The organism is Pseudomonas saponiphila (genome assembly GCF_900105185.1).
Classification (GTDB): domain Bacteria; phylum Pseudomonadota; class Gammaproteobacteria; order Pseudomonadales; family Pseudomonadaceae; genus Aquipseudomonas; species Aquipseudomonas saponiphila.
Map to the genome: position 1 here is coordinate 705163 of NZ_FNTJ01000001.1, position 12574 is coordinate 717736.

Consider the following 12574-nt stretch of genomic DNA (forward strand, 5'->3'; position numbering starts at 1 on the left):
AGGCGCAGTCTACGCTTGGGTTTTACGGGTTTACAAGAGCTATGACGCAAATTGGCATGACCGGTCTGACCAGTGGTTTTTCCTCTTTCGCTGGCGCTGCCCGGACGTTTTCCACAGGCATAAAAAAGCCCGGCGCTGGGCCGGGCTCTTTTGTGCTGCGGTCTGCGGGCTGATTAAGCGCCGTATACCGGCAGCTTCTTGCAGATGGCCTTGACCTTTTCACGCACGGCGTCGATCACCGCTTCGTTGGAAAGGTCGGCCAGGATGTCGCAGATCCAGCCGGCCAGTTCCTTGCACTCGGCTTCCTTGAAGCCACGGGTGGTCACGGCCGGAGTACCGAAGCGCAGGCCGGAAGTGACGAATGGGGAGCGCGGGTCGTTAGGCACGGAGTTCTTGTTCACGGTGATGAACGCTTTGCCCAGGGCGGCGTCGGCGTCTTTACCGGAAATGTCCTGCTTGATCAGCGACAGCAGGAACAGGTGGTTCTTGGTGCCACCGGAAACCACGTCGAAACCGCGGGCGATGAACACTTCGGCCATGGCCTGGGCGTTCTTCACCACTTGTTCCTGGTAGGCCTTGAACTCAGGCTGCAGTGCTTCCTTGAAGCAGATCGCTTTAGCGGCGATCACGTGCTCCAGCGGGCCACCCTGGGCGCCCGGGAATACCGCGGAGTTCAGCTTCTTCTCGATGTCGGCGTTGGCGCGAGCCAGGATCAGGCCGCCACGTGGACCGCGCAGGGTCTTGTGGGTGGTGGTGGTCACCACGTCGGCGAACGGCACCGGGTTCGGGTAGACGCCAGCGGCAACCAGACCGGCCACGTGGGCCATGTCGACGAACAGGTAGGCGCCCACCTTGTCGGCGATTTCGCGGAAACGTGGGAAGTCGAGGATTTGCGAGTAGGCGGAGAAACCGGCCACGATCATTTTCGGCTTGTGCTCAAGGGCCAGGCGCTCGACTTCGTCGTAGTCGATCAGGCCGTTGGCATCGATGCCGTATTGAATGGCGTTGTACAGCTTGCCGGAGGAGGAAACGGCAGCGCCGTGGGTCAGGTGACCGCCATGGGCCAGGCTCATGCCCAGGATGGTGTCGCCGCCTTGCAGCAGGGCCAGGTAGACCGCAGCGTTGGCCTGGGAGCCGGCGTGTGGCTGGACGTTGGCGTAGTCGGCGCCGAACAGCTCCTTGGCGCGGTCGATGGCCAGCTGTTCAACCACGTCGACGTATTCGCAGCCGCCGTAGTAGCGCTTGCCCGGGTAACCTTCGGCGTACTTGTTGGTCAGTACCGAGCCTTGAGCTTCCATCACCGCTGGGCTGGTGTAGTTTTCCGAAGCGATCAGCTCAATGTGCTCTTCCTGGCGCTGAGCTTCTTGCTCCATGGCGGCAAAGAGATCGGCGTCGTACTTGGCAATAGTCAAATCACGGCTGAACATGGCGGTCCTCAAGGATCGGGGGGCAGAAAAGGGAGGCATTCTAACCCAATGGGTTTTAGATGGCATATGAAAGGACATCATGTCGCAGACAAGTGGCCTTCACGTAGTACGTGATCTCTCGTAGGAGCTGGCTTGCCAGCGAAGAGGTCCCTGAATTGCCTTCGCCGGCAAGCCGGCTCCTACGTACGCGGGGGTTAGTCGAACATGAACAGGGCGTCGTTGCTGAATTGCGCCTCGAAGCGATTGGCCGGCATCGGCCGGCCGAACAGGTAGCCCTGGACCTCGTCGCAGCCATGTTCGCGCAGGAACTCCAGCTGCTCGTGGGTTTCCACGCCCTCGGCGATCACCGCCAGGTTCAGGCTGTGGGCCATGGCGATGATGGCGCGGGCGATCTGCGCATCCTGCTCGCCGGATGGCAGGCCGTCGACGAAGGTGCGGTCGATCTTCAGCACGTCGATGGGGAACTGCTTGAGGTAGTTGAGCGAGGAATAGCCGGTGCCGAAGTCGTCCACCGCGATGCTCAGGCCTAGGTTCTTCAGGCCGTCGAGGATCTGCATCGCCTCGCTGACTTCGCGCATCAGGATACTTTCGGTCAGCTCCAGCTCCAGGCACGCCGGCGGTAGGCCGGTGTCCTTGAGGATGGTGGCGATGCGCATGCCCAGCTGGCCGTCGGAGAACTGCCGCGCGGAGATGTTCACCGAAACCTTCGGCACCCGTACCTTGGCCTGGTGCCAGGCCTTGAGCTGGCGGCAGGCTTCGCTGATTACCCAGTCGCCGACATCCACCACCAGACCCAGCTCTTCCAGCACCGGAATGAAATCCCCCGGCGGCACCAGGCCGCGCCGCGGATGCCGCCAGCGCAGCAGCGCCTCGGCACCGGTCAGGCGCTTGCCGTCGCCGCTGAATTGCGGCTGGTAATAGAGCACGAATTCTTCCTGCTCCAGAGCGTGGCGCAGGTCGCTTTCCAGCTCCAGGCGCTCCAGGGCGCTGGCGTTCATGTCGGCCTGGTAGAACTGGAAGTTGTTCTTGCCGCGTTCCTTGGCGTGGTACATCGCGGTGTCGGCGTTCTTCATCAACTGGCTCAGTTCGTTGCCGTCCTGCGGACTCAGGGCAATCCCGATACTGGCGGTGACGAAGAACTCCCGGCCTTCGAGGACGAAGGGCTTGACCAGGCTGGCAAGGATCTTCTCGGCCACGTTGATGGCCCGGTTCAGGGCGATTTCGCGACTGGAACGGGGTTGCAGGAGCAGGGTGAACTCGTCGCCGCCCATGCGCGCCACGGTGTCGTCATCGTCGACGCAGCCCAGCAGCCGTGTGGCCATTTCCTTGAGCATGCGATCCCCCGCGGCGTGGCCCAGGGAGTCGTTGATCGGCTTGAAGCGGTCCAGGTCGAGGAACATCAGCACCACCCAGGACTTTTGCCGTTCCGCTGATTGCAGGGCCGTGTGCAGGCGGTCCTGGAACAGGGTGCGGTTGGGCAGGTGGGTCAGGGCGTCGTAATAAGCCAGGCGGTGAATCCGCTGTTCGCTGGCCTTGCGCTCGCTGATGTCGCTGAAGAAGCACACGTAGCTGGCCAGGTCGCCTTCGTCGTCGAGCACCGCGGTGATCCCGACCCAGGCCGGGTAGTGTTCGCCATTGCGGCGCTTGAGCCAGACTTCGCCTTCCCAGGTGCTGTGCTGGTGCAACTGCTTGAGCACGTAGCGCAGATGGGCTTCCTGCTGCTCGTCGACGGTGAGCATGTTGGGCAACTGGTCGAGCACCTGGGACACGGCGTAGCCGCTGACTCGGCTGAAGGCTTCGTTGGCCTGGACGATGTAGCCGGCCGGGTCGGTGATCAGGATCGCCGACGTCGAGTGCTCGAATACCGTGGCCGCCATGCGCAGGTCTTTTTCCGCCCGGCGCTGCTGGCTGATGTCGCGGCCGACCCCGAGCACGCCTTCGAAGGCGCCGTGCTCGTCCCACACCAGGACCAGGCGCAGTTCGATGGGGATCTTGCGGCCGTCGGCCCGCAGGCAGTCGAACAGGAACAGCTGGGTCTGCACCTGGCTGCGCAATTGCGCCAGTTGCTCGGGTTTGTCCAGGGCCTTGCTGACCCGGTCCATCAGGGTATAGATGCCGGTCAGTTGCTGCGGGTTGGCGATGGTCGACTGCCAGCCGTTCTGGAAGATCCACTCCACGTCGTAGCCCAGTACCGCATGCACCGAGGGGCTGACGTAGTTCAGCGAGAGCTTGCTGTCGGTGGAGAAGATCACGTCGCTGATGCTCTCGGCGAGCATGCGGTAGCGTTGCTCGCTGTCACGCAGCGACTCGCTGGCCTCGATCTGGTCGGTGATGTCCTTGGCCACGCCGATGATCCGCGTTACCTGGTCGTAGCGATCCCGGGCCAGGGCCTGCTCGCGGATTTCGAAGCGCCGCCACTGGCCGCTGCGGTGGCGGAAGCGCAATTGGCATTGCAGGAGCTGGGCGTAGGCCGAGTGGCGCTGTTCCTGGCGCAGGCGGTGATAGAGGTCGGCATCTTCCGGGTGCAGGAGGATTTCCCAGAAGTATTCGCCCATCTGGTGCAGTTCGGTCTTGTTGTAGCCCAGGGTCTGGCCCAGGTGGTGGTTGCTGAAGATCATCCGCTGGCTGATCACATCCTGCACATACAGGTGATCGGGCACGGTGCGCACCACATCGGACCAGAACCCCTCGCGTTCCAGCAGCGACAGCTCGATCAGCTTGCGACTGGTGATGTCGCTGATGCTGAGGATCACCGCGCTGTAGTCCTCGACGGCCTCAGGCAGGCGCAGGACCAGCCACAGGTGCTGGTCATTGCCCTGGGCGTCGCTGAGCTTGATTTCCAGTTCCAGCTGCTTCTGCTGGTTGACCACCGCTTCCAGCAATTGGCTGCCGATCGCGTTGCCGTTCTTCGGGTCGCCTTCTATCAGCAGTTGCCAGGCCTGCTCGCTGGACTCGACGTTGAGCAGGCGCAGGGCCACCTGGTTGACTTCGGTGATGCGCAATTCGCCCAGCAACTGCTGGCGATGATCTGGGTGGCTGGCTTGCCAGCGCTTGAGTTGGTCGCTGTTGTGTACATGGTGTTTGTCGAGCAACTCGGGGAGCCCGGAGATGTCCATGACGCACAGGGCCACGCCGGTGCCTTCGAAAATGTCCTGGTAGCGCCGCCGGCCTTCGTGCAACTGGCGCTGGCGCCGGCGCATGTTCAACAGGGCGATCACTGGTATCAAGGAGAAAGCCAGGCCCAGCAGGCATTTGCCGATGAAGGCCGGCAGCAGTTCCTCGATCACCGCCTGCTGGTCGAACAGGCCGCGCAGTTGCCAGTCGCTGTTGCTCAGGGGCACCAGCAGCACGCTGTCGGCCATTTCATCGGGATCCAGCATGCCCGGGGTCGGGGTGCTGTGCTCGTCGCGCTTGATCACCTGGCGGCTGAGGCGGTTCTCGATCACCCAGGTGGGCTTGAAGTTGCCTTCGCTCTGGCGCACCAGGGTCTGCAGGAAGCTGGGCGCCAGGCGCAGGACCCAGTAGCTGGGGGTGGCACCACTGGACTGGTGCAGCAGCACATGCACCACCGAACCGTCGGCGGGGTTGCTGTAGTAGTAGCGCTGCAAGTGACTGCGCTGGATCAGGTCGGCGAGCCAGGGGGCGTCATGGCTGTCGCTGGCACTGTCGCTGAGAATCTGTCCAGAGGCGTCCAGCAAGGCAAAACTGCGCACATCCGGCAGGGAGCGCTGGAGCTTGTACAGCAATTGCTGCTGTTGCTGGCTGTCCTGGGGCGATTCGACGATCGGCAGCAGATTGAGGGCGATCTGCGCATTGAGTGCCAGGTTCAGGCTCAGGTGGTCGGCCAGTTCGGCACTGTAGTCGATGGCGTGCTGACGCTGGTCCTTGCGGGTCTGCTGCAATTGATCGAGCAGTTGCCAGAACAACAGAGCCAGGAGTAGCAACACCAGCGTTGCCAGTGCGCCTTTGAGTGTGCCCCGCAAAGGATGGGCCGACGCGGAGGCTCTAGCGCGCGCGGGCTGTGGCGAAATGACGTTGGACAAGCTGTGATCCTGCGGTTTGGCTGGGCTGGCGCGACGTGCACTATAAGCCGGACGCCCGAAGGGCGGCTAGCATGCCTTGAGTTGTGGCAAAGTGCCAGTCCCGCTCGGCTGGACCTGGATCGTCCATTGAGGTAGTTTTGCCGGTTACGCGGGAGCGTTCCAGCTCCAGACCATCAGGCTTTTTCCGCCCGCCGGTATTGATCATGGTCAATGCCAGCGCTGCGCATGGCCTGGCCCGGGCCCGGCCCGTTCTATTCATCAGTCACTGACGCTAGGTTCACCATGGCTCAATACGTCTTCACCATGCATCGGCTGGGCAAAGTTGTTCCGCCGAAGCGGGAAATCCTGAAAAACATCTCCCTGTCTTTTTTCCCCGGCGCCAAGATCGGCGTGCTGGGCCTCAACGGTTCGGGCAAGTCCACGCTGCTGAAAATCATGGCCGGCGTCGACACCGAGTTCGAAGGTGAAGCCCGTCCGATGCCGGACCTGAACATCGGCTACCTGCCTCAGGAACCACAGCTGGATCCGACCAAGACCGTGCGTGAAGTGGTCGAGGAAGCGGTGAGCGTGATCAAGGACGCCCAGGCGCGCCTGGACGAAGTCTACGCCGCCTACGCCGAGCCGGATGCCGACTTCGACAAGCTGGCCGCCGAACAGGCCAAGCTGGAAGCCATCCTGCAAGCCAGCGACGGCCATAATCTGGAGCGCCAGCTGGAAGTGGCCGCCGACGCCCTGCGCCTGCCAGCCTGGGATGCCAAGGTCGAGCACCTGTCCGGTGGTGAGAAGCGTCGCGTGGCGCTGTGCCGCCTGCTGCTGTCGGCCCCCGACATGCTGCTGCTGGACGAACCGACCAACCACCTGGACGCCGACTCGGTGGCCTGGCTGGAGCATTTCCTCCACGACTTCCCGGGCACCGTGGTCGCGATCACGCACGACCGTTACTTCCTGGACAACGTCGCCGGCTGGATTCTCGAACTCGACCGCGGCGCCGGTATTCCCTACGAGGGCAACTACTCGGGTTGGCTGGAAGCCAAGTCCGCGCGTCTGGCCCAGGAATCCAAGCAGCAGTCGGCCCATGAGAAGGCCATGAAGGAAGAGCTGGAGTGGGTGCGCAAAGGCGCCAAGGCCCGCCAGTCGAAATCCAAGGCCCGTCTGCAACGCTTCGAGGAAATGCAGTCCCAGGAATTCCAGAAGCGCAGCGAAACCAACGAGATCTACATCCCGGCCGGTCCGCGCCTGGGTGACAAGGTCATCGAATTCAAGAACGTCACCAAGGGTTATGGCGATCGCGTGCTGATCGACAACCTGTCGTTCTCCATGCCCAAAGGCGCCATCGTTGGCGTGATCGGCGGCAACGGTGCCGGTAAATCGACCCTGTTCCGCATGCTCATGGGCAAGGAAACCCCGGATTCGGGCAGCATCGAGATCGGCGAAACCGTGCAGCTTGCCTGTGTGGACCAGAGCCGTGAGGACCTGGACGGCAGCAAGACCGTGTTCCAGCAGATTTCCGACGGTTCCGACCAGATCCGCATCGGCAACTACGAGATCCCGTCGCGTACCTACGTCGGTCGTTTCAACTTCAAGGGCGGTGACCAGCAGAAGTTCGTCAAGGACTTGTCCGGTGGTGAGCGCGGTCGCCTGCACCTGGCCCTGACCCTGAAAGAGGGCGGCAACGTCCTGCTGCTCGACGAACCGTCCAACGACCTCGACGTTGAAACCCTGCGTTCCCTGGAAGAAGCCCTGCTGGACTTCCCGGGCGCCGCCATTGTGATCTCCCACGACCGGTGGTTCCTGGACCGGGTGGCTACTCACATCCTGGCGTACGAAGACGATTCCCAAGCGGTGTTCTTCGAAGGCAACTACACCGAGTACGAAGCCGATCGCAAGAAGCGCCTGGGCGAAGCCGCGGCGCAACCGCACCGTGTGCGGCACAAGAAGCTGGCCTGATCGGGTCGCTGCTTGAAAGAGACGGAGCCTTCGGGCTCCGTTTTTTTTTGTTCGTCGACATGCCGGCGAAGGGGTTTTCGCGGCTCCCCAAAAGCGTGCAGGCCCAGCAATTTGTGCCACCAAATCCGTGCACAAAACCCCTGAAAATCGTCGCCATTTATATCTAATGCACCATTTAAATTCAGAACTGCGACATTTTGCGCTGTCACGGTGCGGATTGAATTGATAAAGTCCTGAGCAAATCTCTCCTTAACGACAATAAATTTGCCGAGACTTCCCATGATCGAATCCGTCGAAGACTTCCTCGCCCGCCTGAAAAAGCGCGACCCGGACCAGCCCGAGTTTCACCAGGCAGTGGAAGAGGTACTGCGCAGCCTCTGGCCGTTTCTCGAAGCCAATCCGCACTACCTGAGCTCGGGCATTCTCGAGCGTATCTGCGAGCCGGAGCGCACCGTGGTGTTTCGTGTGTCCTGGGTCGACGATCAGGGCAAGGTCCGGGTCAACCGCGGCTTCCGCATCCAGATGAACAGCGCCATCGGCCCCTACAAGGGCGGCTTGCGCTTCCATCCGTCGGTCAACATGGGCGTGCTCAAGTTTCTCGCCTTCGAACAGACCTTCAAGAACTCCCTGACGTCGCTGCCCATGGGCGGCGGCAAGGGCGGTTCGGACTTCAACCCCAAAGGCAAGAGCGATGCCGAGGTCATGCGCTTCTGCCAGGCCTTCATGACCGAGCTGTACCGGCATATCGGCGCCGATGTGGACGTGCCGGCAGGCGACATTGGCGTTGGCGCCCGGGAAATCGGCTTCCTCTTTGGCCAGTACAAGCGCCTGAGCAACCAGTTCACTTCCGTGCTGACCGGCAAGGGCATCAGCTACGGCGGCAGCCTGATTCGTCCGGAAGCCACAGGGTTCGGTTGTGTGTACTTCGCCGAGGAAATGCTCAAGCGTCGTGGCGGCCGGGTTGAAGGCAAGCGAGTGGCGATCTCCGGTTCCGGCAATGTGGCCCAGTACGCGGCCCGCAAGGTCATGGACCTGGGGGGCAAGGTGATTTCCCTGTCCGACTCCGAAGGCACCCTGTACTGCGAGTCCGGCCTGAGCGAGGAGCAGTGGCTGGCGGTGTTGGAGCTGAAGAACGTGCAGCGTGGGCGGATCAGCGAGCTGGCGGCCCGTTTCGGCCTGGAGTTCCGCGCCGGCAAGACCCCATGGGACCTGGCCTGCGATATCGCCCTGCCTTGCGCTACGCAGAACGAGCTGGACGCCGAAGCCGCCCGCAACCTGTTGCGCAACGGCTGCACCTGCGTGGCCGAAGGCGCCAACATGCCCACCACGCTGGAGGCTGTGGATATCTTTATCGATGCGGGCATCCTGTTTGCCCCGGGCAAGGCCTCCAATGCCGGTGGCGTTGCGGTGAGCGGCCTGGAGATGTCGCAGAACGCCATGCGCCTGCTGTGGACCGCGGGTGAAGTGGACAGCAAACTGCACGCCATCATGCAGTCGATCCACCATGCCTGCGTGCACTACGGCGAAGAAAATGGCCGGATCAACTACGTCAAGGGCGCGAACATCGCCGGTTTCGTCAAAGTGGCCGATGCCATGCTGGCCCAGGGCGTGGTCTGAGGCGTCTCAGGCCGGTTCGATACGGATGATCTCGATCAACTGATTGCCCGCCGGCCGCTGCCACAGAACCTCGTCACCGGGTTGTGCCCCCAGCAGGGCACGGCCCAGGGGCGAGGCCCAGTTGATCAGTCCCCGGGCCGCATCGGCTTGATCCTCTCCCACCAGTTGCACGCTTTGCTGATGATCCTGTTCATCGGCGAAGGTTACGCGGCTGCCGATCTGTACCTTGTCGGTTGAAGTGGCTGGCGTGACCACCTGGGCGCTATGCAGGCGCTGGGTAAAATAACGCAGGTCGCGCTCAAGCTCGGCCACCTGCTGCTTGTCGGCGGCATCCCCCAGGGCATTTTGCTCCGCGTGCTGGCTGTGCAGCAGGGCGACTTTGGCCTGCAATTCGGCAAGGCCCTGGGGCGTGACGTAGTTGGGCTGGGTGCTGATCTGGCGCTCCACGGGCTGTTCGGCCTGGGCTGCGGCCTGATCTTCATTGACGAAAGCGCGGCTCATGAGGTGCTCCTTGAGTGGAGGGGAGGCCATGGTTGCAGACTTTCAAGCAGGGCGGTTGCCTGTAAGCGACTTACGGCGAGCGATAGGCCCGGGCCGCGTCGCGATCCTTTTCCTGTTGCCAGGCCCGCTCCCGCTCGTCCCAGTGACGATCGCGGTAACGGTTGCGGTCCTGATTCTCCAGCATGCCCTGGCATTGGCGGAAACCGTCGTCCCAGCCCGCGGCGTATTGCGGGTCCGCCAGGTAGCGCGGAACGTCCTTGCGATACTCGCCGCTCATCGATCCGGCCGCCTGGCGGCCGCTGACGCAGCCCGCATCGAAGCCGTCGACAAAGTCCGGCGGATAGCCTTGCTTGAGCAAATACTCGTGGTTCGACTCACAGCCACCGATCAGGGCCAGTGCCAGCACAGCCCAAGCATAACGCCACATCCACAAGCTCCCGGGCTTCACCTGAGTGAAGTCTAGAAGGGCGATTGTCGGCGAGGCGTGAAAACCTTGTCGCTAACAGCTTGAAGCTTGCGGCTGCTGTTAATAGTGATACCACTTGAGTTCCAGCAGCACTTCGTTCACCGGGGGCGCCAGTTGGCTGAACTCCCGTTGCGCGCTCAAACGCAGGCCCAGATTGCGTGACAGTTCCCATTGCTGGTTGAGGCTCAGGCTGCGGCGCACCTCGCCGTTGGTGAAGTAGTCGCCCTTGGCTTCGAGGCTGAAATTGCCCAGCGGGTTTTTCCACAGCAGCCCGGAGTTGAAGCCTGCCGCCGGGGCGATGAAACCGGCGAAATCAGCGTTGTGTTCGACTCGCACGCTGCCCAGGACAAAGCCCAGGGTGTCCTCGCCCAGTTGCCAGGTGCCGCCGGCTCCACCGTTGACGTGGCTGACCAGGGTTTCATCGTCGTGCTTGCCCGGCACCCGCTCCAGGCCGCCGGTGACCTGCCAGGACCAGGGTTGCAGCAGTTCGTTGCGCGGGGTCAGCGAGCGGATGGTGGCCAGGTCCAGCTGTTGCAGCTGCCAGTGGTTGCCTTCGTACTGGCGCAGTTTCATCTGCAGGATCTCGATCTGCGCCCCCAGGGGGAAGCCTTCGGCGTTGTCGTTCAGGTCGTGGTAGGCCATGCGCAGGCCGTATTCGGCGAAAGCCCGGTCGTCCCGGGTGCCGACGCCCAGTTGCCAGGTGCGGGACTGATGTCCGTCTTCCGGCAGGCCGGGCCGCTGGATCTGCAGCTCTGGCGCCGGGTTCTGGTTGATCGCCCGCAGCAGTTCGAAGCTGCGCTGGGAGCGCTCCGCATCACGTTCCAGGCCGTTGGCCCGGTAGCGTTCGAGGCGGTAGGCGGCATCGACGATCAAGGCCTGGCGATCCCGGGGCAGGGCCTTGAATTCGCCGGTCTGCATTTGTTTCTGATCGGCGCTGACCTTGAGTACCCACTGCTGTTCGGCGTGGCTCAGGGGCTGGGCGCGGCTGAGCAGCTCCCGCTCCCGGGAGGGGCGATAGTCGATCCGCTCCACCAGGCCGGCGTCCTTGACGGCCTTGACCGTGTCGGTGGGAATGGCGGTCAGGGGGAACTGGCCGGTCAGGCGCAGGCTTGGCCGAGCCACCTGCAGCAGTTCCAGCAGGCGGTAGGAGCAGTTTTCGTCGAAGAAGAAGTAGTCGAACTTGATCTGCTTGAGTTCCCAGACGTGCTCCACCATGCGTTCGGTTTCGGCTTGGGTCAGGTTCAGCCGGTACTCCCAAAGGTCGCGGTTTTCCAGGCTGCGGTATTCCGAGAGCTTTTCCTGGTAGGGCACCAGGGCGAACAGCCCCGGGTAGCCGCCCATCAAGCCTTTCCAGGCGTAGAGGATGCTGTTGTCGGACCCTTCGATATAGGCGCCGAAGTTGATCGCGTAGCTGAGCAGGGCGGTGTGGTTGCTCTGCACATCGGCCTGGTCGATGCGCAACAGGGTGTGGCCGAACATCGACGAGGGGCTGTTCAGGTACGCGGCCGGAAAGATCATCACCGTGCTGTGGGGCGACACATCCTTGAACCACTGCCTGAACTCGGCGCAGTCCACCTGGGGCAAATCGTTCAGGCCCAGTTGTGCCTTGAGCCAGCGGGTGCGGGATGGGTAGACGCACTGGGCATGCCGGTCACCTGCGTCGGCCGGGGCGTAGAGGGCTTTCAGGGTCGCGGCCAGTTCGGCATCGGGATGATGGGCACCGTCGACCGCCAGGAAGAACTTCGGGTCGCTGACGTAACTGCGCCAGCCACCGAGCTTGGCGGTTTCGTAATGACCTATGGAAATCCAGAAGGGGTCATGGGCCAGTTGCTGCAAACGTTGAGGGTCGATCTGGGGCGCGGCATACAGCGGGGCGCAGACACAGAGCGCCAGGTAGGCAAGGCGTTTGAGCATGGTGGGCAACTTAAGTCGGAAATACAAAGACCCAAGATGGGCAAGGTCCGCAAAATAAAACCCGCTCCCCGAAGGAAGCGGGCGGGTCGAGATTAAGCTGGAGTGGCGTATTTCGCCAGGCGCGCATCGTTCTTCAACACGGCCAGGGTATTGGTGTGCACATCTTCCGCGGTCACGTCAGCCTTGCTGAAGATCTGCTGGAAGTGTTCGTGGGTGACCGCGGCAAAGTGCGCTCGGTCTTCAGGTGCTACGCCGAGTACCACGGCGTAGGTGGTCAGGGCTTCGCCTTGACCCTTGGCCATGTCTTCGGAGAGCTCGTTCATCATGCCGTTCATGGCAAACCAGGATTTGCCACCATAGGTCAGCGAGGCGTTGGTGGAGCAACCGTTGGTGCCGGAGGTCATGCCGAAGGTGGCGTTGCCGGAGGTGCCGTTGGTGGTGGAGGCCAGGAAGTGCGCAGGCGTGCCACGCTGGCCTTGGAACAGCATGTTGCCCCAGCCGCAATCCGGACCGCCGGGCGCTTGAGCCATGGCGTTGATGGATACAGCGGTGAAAAGAGTACCGAGAAGAATCCGTTTCATAGCGTTGTTCTCTTTGTGTGCATACCAATGGACGGGGGGAGACTGGCCCGTGGGGGCACCAGTGGGCCGGTTATCTAT

8 protein-coding genes are annotated in these 12574 nt (G+C 62.5%); 2 read left to right on the forward strand and 6 right to left on the reverse strand.

The genetic code is table 11. The features are described 5' to 3' along the window. Positions 1–173: 173 nt before the first annotated feature. Positions 174–1427, reverse strand: coding sequence for a serine hydroxymethyltransferase (gene glyA, locus BLV47_RS03335; RefSeq protein ID WP_060841179.1), 1254 nt, complete (start codon positions 1425–1427; stop codon positions 174–176). A 194-nt stretch (positions 1428–1621) separates the two neighbouring features. After that, complete coding sequence (locus BLV47_RS03340) at positions 1622–5470, reverse strand: sensor domain-containing protein (protein WP_092309877.1); 3849 nt, start codon at positions 5468–5470, stop codon at positions 1622–1624. Between the two features lie 282 nt (positions 5471–5752). Between BLV47_RS03340 and ettA the strand changes: the two genes are divergently transcribed. Together ettA and gdhA are read left to right on the forward strand one after the other, a co-directional pair. After that, positions 5753–7417 carry an energy-dependent translational throttle protein EttA gene (ettA, locus tag BLV47_RS03345; RefSeq protein WP_092309880.1) on the forward strand — a complete coding sequence of 555 codons (1665 nt, stop codon included), beginning with the start codon at positions 5753–5755 and terminating at the stop codon, positions 7415–7417. A gap of 279 nt (positions 7418–7696) precedes the next feature. Next, complete coding sequence (gene gdhA, locus BLV47_RS03350) at positions 7697–9034, forward strand: NADP-specific glutamate dehydrogenase (RefSeq protein ID WP_092309884.1); 1338 nt, start codon at positions 7697–7699, stop codon at positions 9032–9034. A 6-nt stretch (positions 9035–9040) separates the two neighbouring features. Here gdhA and BLV47_RS03355 read toward each other — a convergent pair whose 3' ends face one another. The 4 genes from BLV47_RS03355 to BLV47_RS03370 form a co-directional block, all read right to left on the reverse strand. Beyond that, on the reverse strand, positions 9041–9535 hold the full coding sequence (locus BLV47_RS03355; protein WP_092309887.1) for a GreA/GreB family elongation factor: 495 nt from the start codon (positions 9533–9535) through the stop codon (positions 9041–9043). A gap of 70 nt (positions 9536–9605) precedes the next feature. Next, positions 9606–9962 (reverse strand): hypothetical protein, encoded by a 357-nt coding sequence (locus tag BLV47_RS03360; protein ID WP_092309890.1) that lies wholly within the window; start codon positions 9960–9962, stop codon positions 9606–9608. A 99-nt stretch (positions 9963–10061) separates the two neighbouring features. Then, on the reverse strand, positions 10062–11915 hold the full coding sequence (locus tag BLV47_RS03365) for an Lnb N-terminal periplasmic domain-containing protein (protein ID WP_092309893.1): 1854 nt from the start codon (positions 11913–11915) through the stop codon (positions 10062–10064). A gap of 92 nt (positions 11916–12007) precedes the next feature. Continuing rightward, the gene (locus BLV47_RS03370; RefSeq protein ID WP_092309896.1) at positions 12008–12496 is read right to left on the reverse strand and encodes a DUF3015 domain-containing protein; all 489 of its coding nucleotides are present in this window, start codon (positions 12494–12496) and stop codon (positions 12008–12010) included. Between the last annotated feature and the right edge of the window lie 78 nt (positions 12497–12574).